This window comes from Aeromonas lusitana, from assembly GCF_002812985.1.
Classification (GTDB): Bacteria; Pseudomonadota; Gammaproteobacteria; order Enterobacterales; family Aeromonadaceae; genus Aeromonas; species Aeromonas lusitana.
In genome coordinates this window covers 60,991-79,580 of sequence record NZ_PGCP01000018.1, presented here as the reverse complement: position 1 = coordinate 79,580, position 18,590 = coordinate 60,991, and the positions used below count along the sequence as shown (strand labels likewise).

General features: G+C 60.3%; 17 protein-coding genes. 12 read left to right on the top strand and 5 right to left on the bottom strand.

Going from position 1 to position 18,590, the window contains the following annotated elements; all coding sequences use genetic code 11:
- The first annotated feature begins 261 nt into the window (after positions 1–261).
- The 4 genes from CUC44_RS12370 (at position 262) to CUC44_RS12350 (ending at position 6,832) form a co-directional block, all read left to right on the top strand.
- Positions 262–1,740, top strand: coding sequence for an NAD-dependent succinate-semialdehyde dehydrogenase (locus tag CUC44_RS12370; protein ID WP_100860234.1), 1,479 nt, complete (start codon positions 262–264; stop codon positions 1,738–1,740).
- Positions 1,741–1,971: 231 nt separating this feature from the next.
- Positions 1,972–3,267 (top strand): 4-aminobutyrate--2-oxoglutarate transaminase, encoded by a 1,296-nt coding sequence (gabT, locus tag CUC44_RS12365; protein WP_100860233.1) that lies wholly within the window; start codon positions 1,972–1,974, stop codon positions 3,265–3,267.
- A 371-nt stretch (positions 3,268–3,638) separates the two neighbouring features.
- Entirely contained in the window at positions 3,639–4,982 is a 1,344-nt protein-coding gene (locus CUC44_RS12355) for an APC family permease (protein ID WP_100860231.1), read from the top strand.
- A 506-nt stretch (positions 4,983–5,488) separates the two neighbouring features.
- The gene (locus CUC44_RS12350) at positions 5,489–6,832 is read left to right on the top strand and encodes an APC family permease (protein ID WP_100860230.1); all 1,344 of its coding nucleotides are present in this window, start codon (positions 5,489–5,491) and stop codon (positions 6,830–6,832) included.
- 92 nt (positions 6,833–6,924) lie between these two features.
- Here CUC44_RS12350 and CUC44_RS12345 read toward each other — a convergent pair whose 3' ends face one another.
- On the bottom strand, positions 6,925–7,374 hold the full coding sequence (locus CUC44_RS12345) for a hypothetical protein (RefSeq protein ID WP_100860229.1): 450 nt from the start codon (positions 7,372–7,374) through the stop codon (positions 6,925–6,927).
- A 302-nt stretch (positions 7,375–7,676) separates the two neighbouring features.
- On the opposite strand from CUC44_RS12345, the gene CUC44_RS12340 reads away from it, so the two are divergent.
- From CUC44_RS12340 to CUC44_RS12325, 4 genes are all read left to right on the top strand, one after another.
- Positions 7,677–8,831, top strand: coding sequence for a Na/Pi symporter (locus CUC44_RS12340; RefSeq protein ID WP_100860306.1), 1,155 nt, complete (start codon positions 7,677–7,679; stop codon positions 8,829–8,831).
- Positions 8,832–8,979: 148 nt separating this feature from the next.
- Complete coding sequence (gene bamJ, locus CUC44_RS12335) at positions 8,980–9,450, top strand: BamJ family beta-barrel-assembly machinery protein (RefSeq protein WP_100860228.1); 471 nt, start codon at positions 8,980–8,982, stop codon at positions 9,448–9,450.
- Between the two features lie 367 nt (positions 9,451–9,817).
- Positions 9,818–10,585 (top strand): DODA-type extradiol aromatic ring-opening family dioxygenase, encoded by a 768-nt coding sequence (locus tag CUC44_RS12330; protein ID WP_100860227.1) that lies wholly within the window; start codon positions 9,818–9,820, stop codon positions 10,583–10,585.
- Between the two features lie 180 nt (positions 10,586–10,765).
- Positions 10,766–13,987 (top strand): ATP-binding protein, encoded by a 3,222-nt coding sequence (locus CUC44_RS12325; RefSeq protein WP_100860226.1) that lies wholly within the window; start codon positions 10,766–10,768, stop codon positions 13,985–13,987.
- 256 nt (positions 13,988–14,243) lie between these two features.
- Here the strand turns inward: CUC44_RS12325 and CUC44_RS12320 are convergent, their stop codons facing one another.
- The 4 genes from CUC44_RS12320 to CUC44_RS12310 form a co-directional block, all read right to left on the bottom strand.
- On the bottom strand, positions 14,244–15,230 hold the full coding sequence (locus tag CUC44_RS12320) for a phage integrase (RefSeq protein WP_100860225.1): 987 nt from the start codon (positions 15,228–15,230) through the stop codon (positions 14,244–14,246).
- A gap of 72 nt (positions 15,231–15,302) precedes the next feature.
- Positions 15,303–15,602 carry a hypothetical protein gene (locus CUC44_RS21015; RefSeq protein WP_157812787.1) on the bottom strand — a complete coding sequence of 100 codons (300 nt, stop codon included), beginning with the start codon at positions 15,600–15,602 and terminating at the stop codon, positions 15,303–15,305.
- Positions 15,603–15,623: 21 nt separating this feature from the next.
- A complete protein-coding gene (locus CUC44_RS12315; RefSeq protein WP_100860224.1) occupies positions 15,624–16,601 on the bottom strand; it encodes a hypothetical protein in 978 nt (325 codons plus the stop codon).
- Positions 16,598–17,026 (bottom strand): helix-turn-helix domain-containing protein, encoded by a 429-nt coding sequence (locus CUC44_RS12310; protein WP_157812786.1) that lies wholly within the window; start codon positions 17,024–17,026, stop codon positions 16,598–16,600. Before CUC44_RS12310 ends, CUC44_RS12315 begins: the two co-directional genes overlap by 4 nt.
- A 114-nt stretch (positions 17,027–17,140) precedes the next feature.
- Between CUC44_RS12310 and CUC44_RS12305 the strand changes: the two genes are divergently transcribed.
- The 4 genes from CUC44_RS12305 to CUC44_RS12290 are packed head-to-tail and all read left to right on the top strand — an operon-like array spanning position 17,141 to position 18,589.
- Positions 17,141–17,431, top strand: a complete 291-nt coding sequence (locus CUC44_RS12305; protein ID WP_100860223.1) for a DNA-binding protein — start codon at positions 17,141–17,143, stop codon at positions 17,429–17,431.
- 31 nt (positions 17,432–17,462) lie between these two features.
- Complete coding sequence (locus tag CUC44_RS12300; RefSeq protein WP_100860222.1) at positions 17,463–17,945, top strand: phage regulatory CII family protein; 483 nt, start codon at positions 17,463–17,465, stop codon at positions 17,943–17,945.
- 10 nt (positions 17,946–17,955) lie between these two features.
- Positions 17,956–18,366, top strand: a complete 411-nt coding sequence (locus tag CUC44_RS12295; RefSeq protein WP_100860221.1) for a hypothetical protein — start codon at positions 17,956–17,958, stop codon at positions 18,364–18,366.
- Between the two features lie 37 nt (positions 18,367–18,403).
- Positions 18,404–18,589 carry a hypothetical protein gene (locus CUC44_RS12290; protein ID WP_050720379.1) on the top strand — a complete coding sequence of 62 codons (186 nt, stop codon included), beginning with the start codon at positions 18,404–18,406 and terminating at the stop codon, positions 18,587–18,589.
- Position 18,590 lies beyond the last annotated feature (1 nt).

Below are 18,590 nucleotides of genomic sequence, written 5' to 3'. Positions count from 1 at the left end.
TTAAAATAGTGGACCAGACTCATACCTGTGTTCGTTATCCTGCACAGTGGACGCTGTTCATTATTTTGCACACCGCATCCGATAAAAACCGATAGAATCGTCCTGACAGCTCCATTTCTAGCATGCAGCACCCCATTTACTCAAATATATTTAACACTTGAAAAACATTTCGGCTCAATTTATGGTCTTATCGTGCTTATTATTCTATACGGTGGCACCCTAGGATGAGTTGGCCACCCAGACCCACAATCGAGGCTTCCCATGTCAGCAGCGTCAACATCAGAATCCGTTCAGGCTCACGCCTTGCTCAAGTCCCTTGCTTATATAGATGGCCACTGGTGCGAGGCCGGTGACGGGCGTCAGTTCGAGGTGCTCAATCCGGCTGACGGCCAGGTCATCACCCGGGTGCCGGACATGGGCGAGGCGGATACCCGCCGCGCCATCGAGGCCGCCCACCGGGCACAGGCCCCCTGGGCCGCTCTCACCGCCAAGGAGCGCAGCAGCCGGCTCCAGGCCTGGTTCGAGCTCATCCTGGCCAATCAGGACGAGCTCGCCCGCATCATGACTCGCGAGCAGGGCAAGCCGCTTGCCGAAGCCAAGGGCGAGGTCGCCTACGGCGCCAGCTTCATCCAGTGGTTCGCGGAAGAAGGCAAGCGCGCCTATGGCCGCACCATTCCGGGCTTCTCCGGGGACAGGCGCCTGGCCACCATCAAGCAGCCGGTGGGCGTGGTCGCCGCCATCACTCCCTGGAACTTCCCCATCGCCATGATCACCCGCAAGGCGGGCCCGGCGCTCGCGGCCGGTTGCACCATAGTCATCAAACCCGCCGCCGAGACCCCGCTCTGCGCGCTGGCGCTGGCGGCCCTGGCGGAAGCTGCGGGGATCCCGGCCGGGGTCATCAACATCATCACCTCCCACCAGGCCTCCGCCGTGGGCAACGAGCTGTGTGCCAACCCCAAGGTGCGCAAGCTCTCCTTCACCGGCTCCACCCGCATCGGCAAGCTGCTGATGCGCCAGTGCGCCGACACCATGAAGCGCTTGTCCCTAGAACTCGGTGGCAACGCCCCCTTCATCGTGTTTGACGATGCGGATCTCGATGCCGCCGTCACAGGTGCGCTCGCCTCCAAGTACCGCAACGCGGGCCAGACCTGCGTCTGCGCCAACCGCATCCTGGTGCAGGCCAGCATCTATGACGCCTTCGCCGACAAGCTGGCCGCCGCCGTGCGCGCCTTCAAGGTGGGCGACGGCCTCGGCGAGGGGGTGCAGATCGGTCCTCTCATCAACCCGGCCGCCGCCGACAAGGTGGCGAGCCTGGTCAAGCAGGCCGAGGCCGCCGGTGCCAAGGTGCTGGTGGGGGGCGAACCCCACCCCGCCGGCCCGCTGTTCTACAGCCCCACCATCCTGACCGGGGTGGCCAAGGGCAACCCCATCCTGGACGAGGAGATCTTCGGGCCGGTCGCGCCCCTGGTGCGCTTCGAGACCGAGGCCGAGGCCATTGCGCTGGCCAACGACACCCCCTATGGGCTCGCCGCCTACTTCTATGGCCGCGACATCGCCCGGGTATGGCGGGTGGCCGAGCAGCTGGAATACGGCATGGTGGGCATCAACGAGGGACTCATCTCCACCGAGCTGGCGCCCTTTGGCGGCATCAAGGAGTCGGGGCTCGGCCGGGAAGGGGCAGCCGAGGGGCTGGAGGAGTACCTCGAGACCAAATACCTCTGCTTTGGCGGCATTCGCTAAGGCCGGTGACGCACAAAGGCATCGTCAGAAGAGATGCCTTTAACGTCCATCCATCGCTTTTATAGATAGAGATCGGGGCGCAGCGACCGCCACACAGGGCCAGAGCGGCCCGCCACAGCACCGCCAGCGCCCCACACCCGACATGTCGCCCGCCGACTGACGGCAGGCGACGTCAATTGATAGCCAGACGGCACAGGAATATCCGGGGCAACCGCCCCTCAGGGAGGAAACATGAGTCAGTCAGAACAGCATTCAAACCAGGGGTGGCAAGCCCGCCGTGAAGCGGCCGTGGTACAGGGTGTGGGCACCCTGCTGCCGGTCTTTATCGACAAGGCGCAAAACGCCGAGCTGTGGGACGTGGAGGGCAATCGCTACATCGATTTCGCCTCCGGCATCGCCGTGCTCAACACGGGCCACAACCATCCCAAGGTGATCGCCGCCGTGCGCGAGCAGCTGGAGAAGTTCAGCCACACCTGCTTCCAGGTCACCCCCTACCCCGGCTATATCGAGCTGGCGGAAAAATTGAACGCCCTGGTACCGGGACCGACCCCCAAGCGCACCCTGTTCCTCTCCACCGGCGCCGAGGCGGTGGAAAACGCCATCAAGATAGCCCGCGCCCACACCGGGCGCAGCGGCACCATCGCCTTCAAGGGGGGCTTCCACGGCCGCACCATGATGGGCATGGCGCTCACCGGCAAGGTGGTCCCCTACAAGACAGGTTTCGGCCCCTTCCCGGGAGAGGTCTATCACCTGCCCTTCCCCGCCGACTACCTGGGGGTGAGCGAGGCCGATGCGCTGGCCGCGCTGGATCTCTGCTTCAGCGCCGACATAGAGCCGGCCCGGGTCGCGGCCATCATCCTCGAACCTGTGCAGGGTGAGGGTGGCTTCTATGTCGCCAGCCCAAGCTTCATGCAGGCCCTTCGCAAGATCTGCGACCAGCACGGCATCGTCCTCATCTGCGACGAGATCCAGACCGGGTTCTGTCGCACCGGCAAGACCTTCGCCACCGAGTACAGCGGCGTCGAGCCGGACATCATGACCCTGGCGAAAAGCCTGGCGGGTGGCTTCCCGTTGTCCGCCGTAGTGGGCAAGAGCGAGATCATGAACGCCGCCAAGCCGGGCGGCCTCGGCGGCACCTATGCCGGCTCCCCCATCGCCTGCGCCGCCGCCTTGGCGGTGCTGGAGGTGATCGAGGAGGAGAAGCTCAACCAACGGGCCCTGGCCCAGGGGGAGCAGATCAAGGCGCGCCTGCATCAGCTGGCGGAGCGCTTCGACTGCATCGGCGACATCCGCGGCCCCGGCGCCATGGTGGCCATGGAGCTGGTCAAGGGACGCGATGCCAGCCAACCCGACCCGGATCTCACCAAACGCCTGGTGGCCGAGGCCGGCAAGCGTGGCCTGGTGCTGCTGGCCTGCGGGGTGCGAGCGAACGTGATCCGCTTCCTGGCCCCCCTGACCGCCTCGCCGGCCATCGTCGATGAGGGGTTAAACCTGCTCGAACAGGCGCTGGCAGCCGCCAGACCCTAAGGTGCGCACCAGCGCATCGCATTTGTGCTAAAAAATGCGTTTTTTCCCCCTTGATATGCTTGTCAGGGGGGCATCACGAATGCACAATGCGCCTCCGCTTTCAAGGACCGCCCGCTCATCGCAGCCCGGTCTTTTTTTGCGGCAACCAAATCCATAACGAGGCCGGAACCGACCGGAAATGATAGCGAGATGGATAGCCATCTCACGACACCCGCTTCTCAAGTGAGGAACACCATGGGGTATTTCACCGCTTTCCTGCCGGCCTGCGCCGGTCTGCGCCTGCCGTCTGTGCAACACATTGGCGCCCCCAAGAACCAGGATGACCGATGCGTCGCCCTGATCCCCTCGGCCAAGACAGGGGGGAAAGCATGATGAATGCCCAACCCACAGGTCTGAAAAAAAGCCTCAAGCTCTGGCACGTGGTCATCATGGGCCTGGCCTATCTGACGCCCATGGCCGTGTTTGACACCTTCGGCATCGTCACCGAGATCACCGAAGGCCATGTGCCGACCGCCTACCTGTTCGCCCTCATCGGCATGCTGTTCACCGCCATGAGCTACGGCCACCTGGTACGCAAGTTCCCCTCGGCGGGTTCCGCCTACACCTATGCCCAGAAGGTGTTCCACCCCTATGTGGGCTTCATGGTGGGCTGGGTCTCCCTGCTCGACTACATGTTCATGCCGATGATCAACATGCTGCTGGCCAAGATCTACATGGAGGCCCTGTTCCCGGGCGTGGCCCCCTGGACCTACATCCTGGCCCTGGCCGCCGTGATGACCTTCCTGAACCTGCGCGGCATCAAGCTAGTGGCGAACTTCAACAGCCTGATCGTCATCATGCAGTTCAGCATCATCGCCATCTTCGTCGGTCTCATCGCCTGGGGGGTTTACCATGGCGAGGGGCTCGGCACGGTCGCGAGCAGCCGTCCCTTCTTCTCCGAGCACATGAACATGGTGCCCCTGCTGACCGGCGCCTCCATCCTCTGCCTGTCGTTCCTGGGCTTCGATGCCATCAGCACCCTGTGCGAGGAGACCCCCAACGCAGACAAGGTGATCCCCCGCGCCATCCTGCTGACGGCGCTCATCGGCGGCGTGCTCTTCATCTCTGTCTCCTACTTCCTGCAGCTGTTCTTCCCGGACATCTCCCGCTTCCAGCAGCCGGATGCGGTGCTGCCGGAGATAGCGCTCTATGTCGGCGGCAAGCTGTTCCAGGCGGTGGTACTGGTGTGCACGACCGTGGCGGTGCTCGCCTCCGGGCTCGCCTCCCACGCCGGGGTGTCGCGCCTGCTCTACGTGATGGGACGGGATCGGGCCCTGCCGAGCCGCTTCTTCGCCTACGTCCACCCCAAGTGGCAGACCCCGGCCCTGAACGTGCTGCTGGTGGGGGTGCTGGCCCTCTCCGCCGTGTCGTTCGATCTGGAGATGGCGCTGGCGCTCATCAACTTCGGCGCCCTGGTGGCCTTCACCTTCGTCAACCTGGCGGTGATCGCCCACTTCTACGTCAAGCTCGGCCACAACAAGACGTTGCGGGATCACCTGCTGTTCCTGTTGCTGCCCCTGTGCGGCGCCGCCTGTATCGGGGTGCTCTGGCTCAACCTGGAACCCGCCTCCTTCGAGCTGGGGCTGATCTGGGCCGCCCTAGGCGCCCTCTATCTGTTGCTGCGCCTGACCGTGTTCCGGGTCCAGTTGCGCCAGCCAGAAACCGACGCCTCTTAACCAGGATGTCGCCGAAGAGCCCGCCCAGTGCGGGCTCTTGTTTTGATACCCCCTCTCCCGAACCGGCGCCATCCGCCACTCTCCTGCAGCCCTTTGTGCGCCCCGCTTCCGGGGTGTCCGAGCCCGGCAGCCGCACAACCCTGACCCCAGTCAACAAAATGCCCAATAGCGGCCTTTTTTGCTTGTCACCCCCCCCCCTTGGGGGCACAATACGCCGCCCCTTGAGAGCCGATGTTTTTGCAACATCGGTTCTTTGCTTTTTAGGGGCAAACCACCATTCACCAAGAGGCCGGACTTTGCGCCGGAATTGATACCGAGATTGCCAAACAATCTCCCGACATTGTGAGGAAATACATGGGGCATTTCATTGCTTTCCTGCCGGTCCCCGCTGGCGTGCGCCACCCGTCTGTATCCCAGACTGGCGCCCCCTGTGTCCAGGCACGCGCCGCCGCGTCCCTGATCCCGTCCCCCTTCGCCTCCCGGGCGTGTGCAGAGGAGCAAGCGTGATGGCCGGTGCCAAGCTGCTCAAGACGCTCACCCTGTTCCAGGTAGTGGTGATGGGTCTGGCTTACCTCACTCCCATGGCGGTATTCGATACCTTTGCCATCGTCGGCGATATCACCGAAGGTCGCGTGGCCACCGCCTACCTGCTGGCCCTCGGCGGCATCCTGCTGACCGCGTTCAGCTACGGCCATCTGGTGCGCCGCTTCCCCTCGGCGGGCTCTGCCTATACCTATGCCCAGAAGGTGTTCAACCCCTACATCGGTTTCATGGTCGGCTGGTCTTCCCTGCTGGACTATATGTTCATGCCGATGATCAACATCCTCCTGGCCAAGATCTACCTGACCGCCATGTTCCCCGGCGTCGAGCCCTGGATCTTCATCTTCGGTCTGGTGACCGTGATGACCTTCCTGAACCTGCGCGGCATCAACCTGGTGGCGAACTTCAACGGCGTCATCGTGTTCATCCAGGTCGCCATCATCCTCACCTTCCTCGGCCTCATCGGCTGGGGCCTGACCCATGGTGAAGGGGCCGGCACCCTGCTCAGCAGCCGTCCCTTCCATGTGGAGTCTGCCAGCATGCTGCCGCTGTTCACCGGCGCGACCATTCTGTGCTTCTCCTTCCTCGGCTTCGACGGTCTGAGCTCCCTGTCGGAAGAGACCCCGAACGCCGGCAAGGTGATCCCCCGCGCCATCGTGCTGACCGCGCTCATCGGCGGCATCATCTTCGTCACCGTCTCCTACAGCCTGCAGCTGTTCTTCCCGGATCTGGCCCGCTTCAAGGAGCCGGACGCCGTACTGCCGGAGATCGCCCTCTACGTGGGTGGCACCCTGTTCCAGAGCGTGGTGCTGGTGTGCACCACGGTGGCGGTGCTGGCCTCCGGCATGGCGGCCCACGCCGGGGTGTCGCGCATCCTCTACGTGATGGGGCGCGATCGCATGATCCCGGAGCGGGTGTTTGGCTATATCCACCCGAAATACCGCACCCCGGCCATCAACGTGCTGCTGGTGGGGGCCCTGGCCCTCTCCGCCGTGTCGTTCGATCTGGACATGGCGCTGGCCCTGGTGAACTTCGGCGCCCTGGTGGCTTTCACCTTCGTCAACCTGTCGGTCATCGGCCAGTTCTGGGTGCGCGAGAAGCGCAACAAGACCCTGAAGGATCACTTGCTGTTCCTGGTGCTGCCGCTGCTGGGCGCCGCCACCATAGGGGCGCTGTGGATCAACCTGGAGCGCAGCTCTTTGGAGCTTGGCCTCATCTGGGCTGGGATCGGGGTGACCTACCTGTTCCTGCGCCTGGCGGTGTTCCGTATCCCCTTCCGTCAGTACGAGGAAGCGGCCGACGGCCAATAAGTCATCCGTGTGATGCAAAGAGGGGAGCCCATGGGCTCCCCTCTTTCGTTGGCGCCCAGCTGGGCACCGCCTTCACACAACTCAGCGGGCGCTCAGTATGCGCCCGTCTTGCGCAGCACGGCCCGGCCTGCCGCCTCTGCCGGATTGTCCACCGCGTTCTCGACTCTCTGCTGGGTGTTCTTCGCCTTGTTGTAGGCCTCGTCCACCCCGGTGGCCTGGGCCGCCTTGCGCTTGGCGTAATCGGCAGGATTGTCCACCGCATTCTCCACTCTCTGCTGGGTGTTCTTCGCCTTGTTGTAGGCCTCGTCCACGCCGGTGGCCTGAGCCGCCTTGCGCTTGGCGTAGCCCGCGGGGTCGTTGGCCACATTGTCTACCCGCTGCTTGGTACTCTGGGCCGAGCAGCGGCTGTTGACCCCGGTCGCACTGTTGACGGCGGATCCGATCGCCACGTCCTTGGCGTCGCAACCCGATGAGACGATGCCGGCGTGGGAAGAGAGGGAGGCCAGGGCCAGAGGAAGAAGCAGAAGAGACCAATATTTCATGACAGACTCGCAATTGCAGATAAAAGACGGGTCAGTCTACCCCCTGGGGACAGGAGACGTTACCGGCTTGCTCTCCATTTCGCACGACCTCCGTCAGTTTCTAACGCATCCATCGACATAAGCAGTCTAAGTCTCTTTAAAATTAAACATTGTCGACATTATGTGTCGCAACAACCTCACCGCTGAGAGGCAATGAGACCGCTGTCATCAAACCATCATAAAAATGTCACTTTGTCATATTTCTGTCATGGAGCCTTGCTGTAATGCGCCCGTCCATTTTTCACAGACTGCCCAGAGGCACCATGCACAGCACCCCCTCTTCCCCACAACAGCAGACCCAAAGTGCCGGCCCACTGTTCAACTGGCTCGCTGTCATCACCCTGATCTACCTGATCCTGGTCGCCGTCGGGGCCGTCTCCCACGGTTTCAAAGGCTTCTCCGGCGGCGCCGAGGGTGCGGCCCAGATCTTCGCCTTCGCCAATAACCCCTTCGTCGCCCTGCTGCTCGGCATCCTGGCCACCGCCCTGGTGCAATCCTCCAGTACCGTCACCTCCGTCATCGTCGGCCTGGTAGCGGGCGGCCTGCCCATGGGCATGGCCATCCCCATGGTGATGGGGGCCAACCTCGGCACCACCATCACCAACACCATAGTCTCCCTCGGCCACATCCGGGACAGGGGTGAGTTCCGCCGCGCCTTCGCCGCCGCCACCGTGCATGACTTCTTCAACCTGTTGGCCGTCTTCATCTTCCTGCCGCTGGAGCTGATGTTCGGCCTGCTGCAACAGAGCGCCGAGTGGCTGTCCGGCCTGCTGATGGGCTCAGCCGACATGTCCATGAAGGGCATGGACTTCATGAAGCCCATCATCTCCCCGTCCCTGGATCTCATCGACAGCCTAGTCGCCTTCCTGCCGGGCAAGGGCCCCGCCATCGCCACCATCGCCATCGGTATCCTGCTGATCCTCGGCTGCGTCACCGCCCTCGGCAAGGTGCTGCAACGGGTGATGGTGGGCCGCGCCAAGGAGCTGCTGCACAAGGCACTCGGCCGTGGTCCCCTGACCGGTATAGCCTCCGGCACCCTGGTCACCGTCATGGTGCAGTCCTCCTCCACCACCACCAGCCTGATGATCCCGCTGGCGGGTGGCGGCGTGTTCACCACCCGTCAGCTCTACCCCTTCACCCTGGGGGCCAATATCGGCACCACCATCACGGCCCTGCTGGCGGCCACCGCCATCAGCGGCGCCGGTGCCCAGCTGGCACTGACCATCGCCCTGGTGCACGTGCTGTTCAACGTCTTCGCCGTGGCACTCATCTATGGCGTCCCCTTCCTGCGGGAATTGCCCATCAAGGCCGCCGAGACTCTGGCCCGGGTCGGCAGCGAGAACAAGCTGCTGGCGCTGGGTTACGTCGGTGGGCTCTTCTTCGCCCTGCCCGCCCTCATGATGGTGGCGGTCAAGTAAGGATGCAGTGCGGCGAGGGGCGACATGCGAGTTGCCCCTCGTCACTTGTCTGCCCGCTCACATCCGCTCCCGCTCGCCCTCGCTCGCCGGCTGGGATAAGATGCCGCTCTCATGGCTCTCTTTGTATGACAGGGAATAGGGAAAACTGATGAAATTCATTCTGATAGCACTGCTGGTTGCCGGGATCGCCTACTACTTCTACTCCAGCGCCAACAACAAGAAGCAGGCCGTGGAAAACGTGCGCCTCGGGGCCGAGTTCCTCGCCAGCAACAAGGACAAGCCCCTGATCACCACCACGGCCTCCGGCCTGCAATACGAGGTGCTGACCCCGGGCACGGGCACGGTTCACCCGACCGCCACCAGCAAGGTGAAGGTGCACTACGAGGGCAAGCTGCTGGATGGCACCGTCTTTGACAGCTCGGTCGCCCGCGGCGAGCCCATCGAATTTGGCCTAAATCAGGTCATCGCCGGCTGGACCGAAGGGGTACAGCTGATGGTGGAAGGGGAGAAGACCCGCTTCTACATCCCTGCCAACCTGGCCTATGGCGATCGCGCCGCCGGCAAGATCCCGCCGGGATCCGTGCTTATCTTCGACGTGGAGCTGTTGGGCATCAAGTAAGCTCCAGCGAGCCCCACAAAATACTGTGCTTGGCTTCGACGTGGAGCAGCCGGGTATCAAGACGCCTCGACAAACGCCCGCCAAGCACGGCGTTTGTCTTCTAGGTGGCATCGCCGATGCAGCCAGCAACACCAGGCAGTGACGACCAGGCCAGCACAACCCGCTGGCCTGGTTTTTTTATGTCGTATGACTCAACGGTCAGCGCCGCCACTATCAACCATAAGTGAACAGTGCTTATACATGGCGTTGGATTGTTAACCATAAACCTTGAGTGGATAATGACTTCAATGTCAGTGGCCCAGTGCCCTGATCCCGTTTAACGCGGTGCCGGCCAGCTGTGTCGATGCCGCCAACAAGGAGTCTTGTCATGACTATCGCTCCCGTTTGGTTCATCTCCCACGGCGCCCCGGATCTGGTCTTGCGTGATCAGCCAGCGACCCAGTTTCTGAAAAGCCTGCGCCTTGAGGATATCAAGGGCCTGGTGGTGATCTCCGCCCACTGGTTCAGCCGCACGGATCTGCAGCTCAACGTCGAGCCTAGCCCGGCGCTGATGTATGACTTCTACGGCTTCCCTGAGCCCCTCTACAGCATCCGCTGGCCCGCCAAGAGCCCGGCCTGGCTGCAGGAGGCGGTGAGCGATCAGCTGCTGCTGGCGGGTCTGGCCGCCACCCCGGTCAAGCGCGAGCTGGATCACGGCGTCTGGTCGCCCCTCTCCCTGATGGATCCCAACAGCGAGATCCCCTTGGTGCAGCTCTCCATCCCGGCCACCTTCAGCCCGAGCCAGCTGTGGCAACTGGGAGAAGCCCTGCAGGCCCTGCGCGAGCAAGGTATTGGCATTCTCGCCTCCGGCGCCATCACCCACAACCTGAGGGCACTCGGGCCGGACGGCTCCCCCGTACCGAACTGGGCGAGCGATTTTGCCCGCTGGCTTGAGCAGGCCATGGCCGAAGGGGATCGCCCCGCGCTGGAAGATTACCGGGCCCGGGCGCCGGGGGCGGTGGAGTCTCACCCCCACGACGATCACCTGCGCCCGCTGTTCGTGGCGCTGGGGGCGGCCGGGGCCGACAAGCCCCGCAAGCTGCACGACAGCTGGGATTACGGCAGCCTCTACATGGGATCCTACCGCTTCGGTTAACAAGCCTGTCATGGACGGCTAACCATTGACGCAGAAGGCGGGCCAGTCCCGCCCTCTTTTTGGCTCATTTATGCTGATAAAAGCCTAAATAAGGGACTCGTTACCCCCAATTTCCGGTAGAATGACGGCTTTCTGGTGAAATTGACCGACAAGGATGGCTGTCGCGTTCCGGGTGGCACGATGAACCTTTTTCGATCACTGATCCTGCTATGCGTGCTGCTCGCCCAGCCCGCACTGGCGCTGACCCTGCACAGCCGCTACGACCCTGGCATCCAGGAGACCCGCTGGCAGCCTGCCGAGCAACACTGGTTGCAGCAGACCCGGCAGTTGCGCGTCGGCATCTTGCACCACGACTATCGCCCCTTCAGCATGATTGTCTCGGATGCCCGCTTCGAGGGGATCTCCGCCGATTATCTCAACCTCCTGGCCAAACGCCTGCACAAGCCGCTGGTGCTGCGCCCCTTCCCCGACAAGCAGAGTGCCCTCGCCGCCCTGCGCCGGGGGGAGATAGACATAGCCAACATAGGCAACCTGACCCTGGCCGATGGCAAGACGCCCGGCGTGCGCCTGAGCCAAGCCTACTTCAGCAATACCCTGGTCTTCGCGGCGCCAAAGCAGCACCAAGGCCCATTGCTGACGCCGGGCCAGAGTGTCGCCACTGTGGCGGGACTGGTGGATCCGAAGATGTTCCGGCGCTACTACCCGACCTTGAGCCTGGTCACCTACCCCACCAACATGGCGGCCTTCGATGCCGTCTTCTTCGGGCGCCAGGAGATACTGCTCGGCGACGCCCACGCCACCCATTACCTCAACAGCGAGCGTTTCGACCAGCTGAGACTGCGTGGCGAGGCCCAACCCGAGCTGGCCCCCACGGGCTTTCGCTTCGCGGTCTCGGCCCGTACACCCCAGCTGCTGAGCCTCATCAACCACAGCCTGCAAGCAGTCAGCGACACCACCCGCAACGCCATCTTCAGCCAGTGGAATGGCCCCATTCGTGACACGCTCGACAACCCGGCCTCCCTCTATGACGCCAACGAGCTCGCCTGGCTGCAGCAAGCGCCCCCCATCAGGGTCTGGCTGATGGACAACCTCTATCCCTATGGGGTCAAGGACCACGACGGCCAGCTGATCGGCATGACGGTCGACATGCTGGCCAAGGTCAGCAAACGCACCGGCTTGCGATTCGAGTTCAAGAGCTATGCCTCGGAGCAGCAGGGAGGGGATGCCATGCGGGAGGGTCGGCTCGATCTCGTCGGCGCCATCTCCCGGCCCGTGGCCGAGCGATATGGCCTTCGTGCCTCTGCGCCCTACGCCACCGACGATCTCTATGTGATCCTCACCCAGCAAGGGGACGAGCTCATCGAGTCGCCGCAGGATCTGGCTGGCAAGACGGTGGGCATGACCCGTTACAACCCCCTCACAAGCCAGTTCGGTGACAGCAGGCTCAAGATCATGGAGAGTGCCGCCGAGGCGATCGCGGCGGTCGACAGAGGGCGGCTCGACGCCGCCATAGTGCCGCTCTACTTCGCCCAGCATGCCCTGGATCGCGGTCAACTCAAGCTGCGCATCGCCGGGCCCGCCGATGACGAGCCCATCCGGATGGGCTTTGCCAGCATGCCGGGCAACCGCATGCTGATGGGGATCCTCGACAAGACCATCCTCTCCATCCCCCCCAACGAGCTGGCCATGATGAATTACGAGTGGCGCAACCGCAAATTGCCGATCCCAAGCTTCATGGAGCGCCATGCTCACTATGTCTACCTGCTGTTTGCCGTCCTGTTCGGCGCAGCTCTCTTGCTGCTCTACCGCAATCGCATGCTCAGGCGGCTGGCGCGCTCGGAGCAGAGCTCGCGCCAGCAGCTGGAGGCCCATGTGCGCTTCATCGAGGCATTGGGGGAGAGTCTGCCCCACCCCATGGTGGTGCGGGACAAGAGTGACAAGGTGTTGCTGTGCAACAGCAAATACCTGGCGCAGCTCGATGCCAGGCCGGACACCCTGCTGGGCAAGCCGCTGGGGCTGGGGCTCGCCGGGCTGGTCAACCCCGAGGACATCGCCATCCTGGAGCAGGATTTCGCCAGGGTGCTGGAAAAGGGGCAGCCCATCTTCGCCGATCGCGTCTTCACTCAGGGGGCCGGCAGCACCCATATCTACCACTGGATGGTGCCCTATTTCGACGCCCAGGGTGCCATTAGCGGGGTGATCAACGGCTGGATCGATATCACTGAGCGCAAGGCGCTGGAGGAGGCGCTGCGCCTGGCCAAGGAGCAGGCCGACACCGCCAGTCGCGCCAAGAGCGACTTCCTCGCCACCATGAGCCACGAGATCCGCACCCCCATGAATGCCATCCTCGGCATGCTGGAGCTGGCCATCGAAGATCCCGCCATGAGCCAGCGCAGCAGTGAAATGTTGCGTATAGCCTCTGATTCGGCACACGGTCTGCTGGATTTACTCGGGGATACCCTGGACATCTCCAGCATAGAAGCGGGTCAGATGACCCTCGCTCCCGTCCCCTGCGAGCTCACCCCCCTGTTGCAGTCGGTCACCCAGGTGTTCAAGGGCATGGCCGAGCAGAAGCGACTGGGCTACGTGGTCGAACTGGCCACCCACAACCTGCCGCCGGTGTTGATAGACCCGCTGCGCCTGCGCCAGATCCTGTTCAACCTGCTCGGTAACGCCATCAAGTTCACCGAGCGTGGGGAGATCAGCATCCAGGCCAGGTTAACCGGGGAGCAGACGAGTGCCCCTCAGCTGCGGCTGACCATCACGGACAGCGGGGTGGGCATACCAGCCGACAAGCTGCCCTTGCTGTTCACCCCCTTCTACCGCGCCCACGCGACTTATCAGTACGCAGGCACAGGGCTTGGCCTCAACATCTCCCGCATCCTGTGTCAGATGATGGGGGGAGATATAGGCGTCAACAGCGTGGTCGGGGTAGGCACCCGCCTTGAGATCCGGCTCCCGCTGACGCTGGCCGGTCAGGAGATGGGGCGCTCTGCCACGCCCCTGGTCGATCCCAAGGCCACAGGGGAGCAACTGCCACTGCGCGTCCTGGTGGTGGATGACAATCCGGCCAACCAGACCCTGCTGCGTCAGCAGCTCAAGCACCTGGGCCACGACGTCAGCGTGCGCGGCAACGGGCTGGAGGCGCTACGGGCCGTCGCCAGCCACGAGTTCGATCTCGTCATCACAGATTGCCAGATGCCGGTGATGGACGGCTTCGAATTCACCCGCAGGTTGCGGGCCCGTGGCCATGGCCTGCCGGTGTGGGGCTTCACCGCCCATGCCCTGCCCCGGGAGCGGGAGCTCTGCCTGGCCGCCGGCATGGACGAGTGCCTGTTCAAGCCCATAGGCCTCAGCCAGCTGCGCATGGCGCTGGCGGGGATAGGGGATCGGGCACCATAAGAGCGGGTTTCAGGGCCACTCAACAGCACAGGCCCAGAGAAACGCCCCTGCCAAGACTTGGCAGGCATATCGGCAATCTGGGTGGCCCTGACCTGCAGCCCCGTACTGCGACACCAATAAAAAAAGACAGCCGAGGCCCCCTTTTACTGCTCAACAAAATCAATGACTTACTTATAGAACAGGTAGTTAGCTGCCATGAGCTGAGACCGTTTAAGACTCGAAGCGACAACGATTGGGGCAATTTGTGGACACTTTATCAAGCGGCTGATAGCAGGTTTTCTAGGGGATTAAAGCGCACTGCATCACTCAGGTAGTCCGGGGCGAAGTGGGCATAGGTCATTGTCTGCTGGATGTTGTAATGGCCCAAAATTTTTTGCAGCGCGAGAATGTTCCCACCTGACATCATAAAATGTGATGCAAACGTGTGTCGGAACACATGCACAGCCTGCCCTGTTGGTAGGTCCGGCGCCACTGACTTGATCACATCGCGCACCAGCAGATAATCAAGGTCACGAAACAATGGACCTCTATTCACCCCATTAGTGAGCTGCCGGCACAGCTCAGCCGAGATCGGCACGGTGCGATTCTTGCCATTCTTGGTGTTGATGTAGGTCACCCGGCTGGCCAGTACATCCTCTCGGCGCAGATTGGCCGCTTCACTCCATCGTGCGCCTGTTGCCAAACAGAGCTTTACAACCTTGAGATTGTCATTTGATAGCGCAGTCAAAACGTCGCTAATTTCTGCCTGGGTGAGGTAACCCATTGCTCTCTCAACCAATTTGATCTTCTTAATATCCTTGAGCGGGTGCGCATGATGATAATGCCCAAGTTCAATGAGTACCGAAAATACCCCGCCTAACAAGTCGTGTTCATGGTTAACGGTGTTTGGTAAACGACCCGCTTGTAGCCGCATCGCCCGGTACTCAGAAAACAGCGCCTTGGTCACCTGCCTCGCTATTGGGTAACCCATTCTCGCATCCATTTTCTGGAGCTTCTTACGCGCAACCTCTCCTGACTTCAGAGTCTGACCATGGTAGCGCCACCAGAGATCGATAAGCTCAGAGAGCGGCCGGTTATCTGCCGGACGATCAACCCATTCTTTATTGTGTTCGGTGGCAATCACCCAGCGCTCGAACTGCTGGGCCTCTGACTTGGTCTTGAAGCGCTTACGGATCCGTTTACCGTCACGACCTTGGGGACGAATATCGACCAAGTATCCTTCTGGGACAGATTTAATGCTCATTTCATCACAATACCAATGTAAAGCTTTCTAGTTTAAATATTTAGTAGTTCTCATTCTCTAGAATATCAGGACTTATTCTAAATCATAAAGCACTTCGAAATTCTCAACGAAATTACACATGAGCGCTTCATTCATAGGCTTATTTCCATTGTCTACACTGTATGACAAACAAATGTAGCCTGAACTACCATCATCAAACAATATAGCTATTTTAATTTCGCCAACACTATGGTTATACATGGTTGGGACTGAATTAATATATGTATCGGGATTATTAGGAAGATTTTCGAAAAAATAACCAGGATGCCCGCGCATGAATTCTATTACTCTATTCAGCTCTGAACTTTTAATGTAAAAATGATTATCCAACATTGTTACTCCCTTTTTGTAACGTTATTTACCAAACTGCCAAAGATACTGTCCAGTACGGCTCTTCACACACTTCTGTATCCCTGTAGGTGTATTAATCCTGGTACCCCAGCTAAACGGCTCGCCATCGAATAAGCAGATATCCTTGCGTTTGAGCATCACTGCCTTGCTTTGCTCAGCGCGAAGCTCTGCCTGGAAGAGCGGTTTATACACCGCAGCACCAGTGGCCAGCACAGCCAACACTCCGCCACATATCAAACTGCCACGTAGTCGCCGGACTACCCGTTGAGCTTGCTCAGCCTTTTTCTGTGCCTGGGCAAGCGCTTCGGAATCAACAAGCCTTCCTGCAATGAGGCTATCAATTTGGTGTTCCAGCCCTACCGCTCGGTTGGCAGCTCGTTTTAACTCAGCTTCTGAATGGCGGTGTGATTGGACCTCACTCGAAAGACGCTGCTGTAGCTCCGTAACACCACTGCCCAGAGAGTGCTTTTCTCTCTCGAACTGGGCTGCTGCAACTCGATGCTGGGCCAACACTTGCTGTAACCTATCGTGGTCACACTTTAGTACTGAATATGCTTGCTGATAGTGACGAAGTTCGGCCCTAAGATTGACCTCTATTTCACTCTGTTCCAGTAGATCGCAACACACGGACTGGTATTCTTGCCGCCAGGCCTCTTCGAGTGAAGTTCCAAAAGCCGCCTGTTTTGCTTCGATCATCAGTTGCAACAAAGCCTGGGCGGCCTTCAGGTGATCGAGACGCATCTCTCCAACCTCGTTGACCCCGATCTTCTCATGCAGATACGTCCAGGTATCCCAGCCCTTCTGGCCAAACTCCCGATCCAGCTGGAGCACCAAGTTATGGAGCTCTTTTCGCTCTCTTTTGGTGAGTAGCCGCCCTCCCAACTCGTTGATGATCTTCACATCCCCACCGGCAGCATACTCGACCGGGGCATGGAAATTCAGGCTCACCTTACTACTTGGAGTGTCAAGCAACTCGGTCACGGCTTCTTAGAACCCTTCATGATGGTGGCATCACCAGAAAACGCAGTTCCGACAGGACCATTAAAATTCAGCTGAGCACCATCACCGCTGTTGGTGTTCGTAACGTTTCCAGCCACCGTTGCACCTCCGGCTGCCAGGCCTGCCATAGTGGCGGCTTTTACAGACAATGGTGCAGCACGAAATAGCGTCAGTAACTGATCTTCATCTGGGGTCAACTTCTCTGTGGAATGCGCGCCTCTTAGAAGGTACTGAGTGTCCACCCCTACCTTCGAAAGCTCGATGAGATAGCCAGCATCAGGGAAGCGTTCTCCCTTTTCATACTTAAACTGGGCCTGTTTTTGGACACCACCTATCGCGCCAAAAGCGGCTTGCGTTAGGCCAAGCCGCTCTCTTTCCTCACGAAGTCGATCATGAAAGTCATTCATTTGAATTATCAACCATTGACAGTAATCCATTTGGATGACAGGATTAACTGGTTACTTTGAACACGGGCTGCCACACACAGCCACAAAACACACAAACAGCCAGAGGGTATCACAATGGCCTCTAAATCCAAACGCATCCTTATTCCCAATGATGTCAGTCAGTTACCGACAGATTACCCCTTCTTCAGCCGGGAGACTGGCAAGGCCATCGTCAGCGAATCACTCGTGGAATATGCCGCACGCCAAGGTGTCGCAATCAACACCATCCGCAAGCGCGCCGACCGTGGCCAACTGCCGGTTTTACAAGACGGCAAGCGGGGTCATCGCAGCGTCAATCTCTACGCCCTCTACATGCAGGCCCGTTATCAAGCCGAGCGTTTCGTCACCATGACTGTAGCTCGTTGATTGTTGTACCGGACTCAAGAGGGATATCAGAGTGTCGAATATCACCAAGAACCTACACCCCCACTATCGCGGTGCCTGTGCCAGCTTCGCGAAGGATCACAACGTAGAGCGAGTGGCGGCCAGTATTGGCATGTCTTCCCATGTACTGCGTAACAAGTTCAATCAGGCACAAAAACACAAGCTTTCAGGCGAAGACCTGATCGCGCTCTACCACGCCACCCATGACGAAACTCTGCTGGATGCTCTGTTGTTGGAATGCGGCTTGACAGCTGTCGCGATCCCCAGTGCCGAGCGCGCCCCGTCATTGACTCACCAGGTGATCCAGCTGAACTCACAGATAGCGAATATCGGCCAGCGCACCCTGGAGCTCACCGAACGAGGCCGCATCACCTGCAACGAACACCGCTCTTTTATGAGCATCGCTACAGCGGCGATGGGATCTGTTGCTCTTCTCATCAACGATGTCGAGCAGCGATTCCAGGTAATGTCTCCGCTTACTGTATTGGCGATGTAAGGGGTCACACATGAGTGCTGCAGAGAATTACCCAGCCCTGCTTAGAGCCCAGCGTCTTCAAAGCAAATCCCAAGTACCGCGCTACTGGCGCGAGGCCAATCAGAAACAACGTGAGGCCGTCTGTTACATCGCTCAGTTATCAATTGCGTTAGCGGGTCAGGCATTGCCCATCGGCAGAGCTGACAGAGAGTCGATCCGCCAGGCAGTGATAGCGCTCGGGTTACAGCATCTGTTTCATGGGCGCATGTCGGAATACGAGTGGCATACCGGCTGTTTACCGGAACTGCAACGAGAAGAGGAAACAAGATCAGCTGATCGGCTGGACAGGAAGAAAGCCCTGCTGACTGAGATTGTTACTGGGCAGAACACCGCAAATAGCGGGCAAAAGAAAACCCCGATCAACGGTGCCGCAAACACCTAACGGGGCTCTTATCAACAACCTAGCAAGGAAAGTTGACATGACAACTTTAGCAATCCCCTGCGCGCTGCGCAACCGCAAGATCCAGCACCGCCGCCTAGCTGGCCCTTATGGTCAGCACTATTCAGCTCAAGACCTGACAATTCTGACCCAACGTGCAAATGCACTGGTTTGGGCATCCCTGTTCGGTCACATCAATCGCATCAGTACCCACCAAGGAGCCTAAC

Excerpts from the sequence above, each read along its gene's own strand:
- CUC44_RS12370 (WP_100860234.1), top strand. The coding sequence starts at position 262 with ATGTCAGCAGCGTCAACATCAGAATCCGTTCAGGCTCACGCCTTGCTC.
- gabT (WP_100860233.1), top strand. The coding sequence starts at position 1,972 with ATGAGTCAGTCAGAACAGCATTCAAACCAGGGGTGGCAAGCCCGCCGT.
- CUC44_RS12355 (WP_100860231.1), top strand. The coding sequence starts at position 3,639 with ATGAATGCCCAACCCACAGGTCTGAAAAAAAGCCTCAAGCTCTGGCAC.
- CUC44_RS12350 (WP_100860230.1), top strand. The coding sequence starts at position 5,489 with ATGGCCGGTGCCAAGCTGCTCAAGACGCTCACCCTGTTCCAGGTAGTG.
- CUC44_RS12345 (WP_100860229.1), bottom strand. The coding sequence starts at position 7,374 with ATGAAATATTGGTCTCTTCTGCTTCTTCCTCTGGCCCTGGCCTCCCTC.
- CUC44_RS12340 (WP_100860306.1), top strand. The coding sequence starts at position 7,677 with ATGCACAGCACCCCCTCTTCCCCACAACAGCAGACCCAAAGTGCCGGC.
- bamJ (WP_100860228.1), top strand. The coding sequence starts at position 8,980 with ATGAAATTCATTCTGATAGCACTGCTGGTTGCCGGGATCGCCTACTAC.
- CUC44_RS12330 (WP_100860227.1), top strand. The coding sequence starts at position 9,818 with ATGACTATCGCTCCCGTTTGGTTCATCTCCCACGGCGCCCCGGATCTG.
- CUC44_RS12325 (WP_100860226.1), top strand. The coding sequence starts at position 10,766 with ATGAACCTTTTTCGATCACTGATCCTGCTATGCGTGCTGCTCGCCCAG.
- CUC44_RS12320 (WP_100860225.1), bottom strand. The coding sequence starts at position 15,230 with ATGAGCATTAAATCTGTCCCAGAAGGATACTTGGTCGATATTCGTCCC.
- CUC44_RS21015 (WP_157812787.1), bottom strand. The coding sequence starts at position 15,602 with ATGTTGGATAATCATTTTTACATTAAAAGTTCAGAGCTGAATAGAGTA.
- CUC44_RS12310 (WP_157812786.1), bottom strand. The coding sequence starts at position 17,026 with ATGAATGACTTTCATGATCGACTTCGTGAGGAAAGAGAGCGGCTTGGC.
- CUC44_RS12305 (WP_100860223.1), top strand. The coding sequence starts at position 17,141 with ATGGCCTCTAAATCCAAACGCATCCTTATTCCCAATGATGTCAGTCAG.
- CUC44_RS12295 (WP_100860221.1), top strand. The coding sequence starts at position 17,956 with ATGAGTGCTGCAGAGAATTACCCAGCCCTGCTTAGAGCCCAGCGTCTT.
- CUC44_RS12290 (WP_050720379.1), top strand. The coding sequence starts at position 18,404 with ATGACAACTTTAGCAATCCCCTGCGCGCTGCGCAACCGCAAGATCCAG.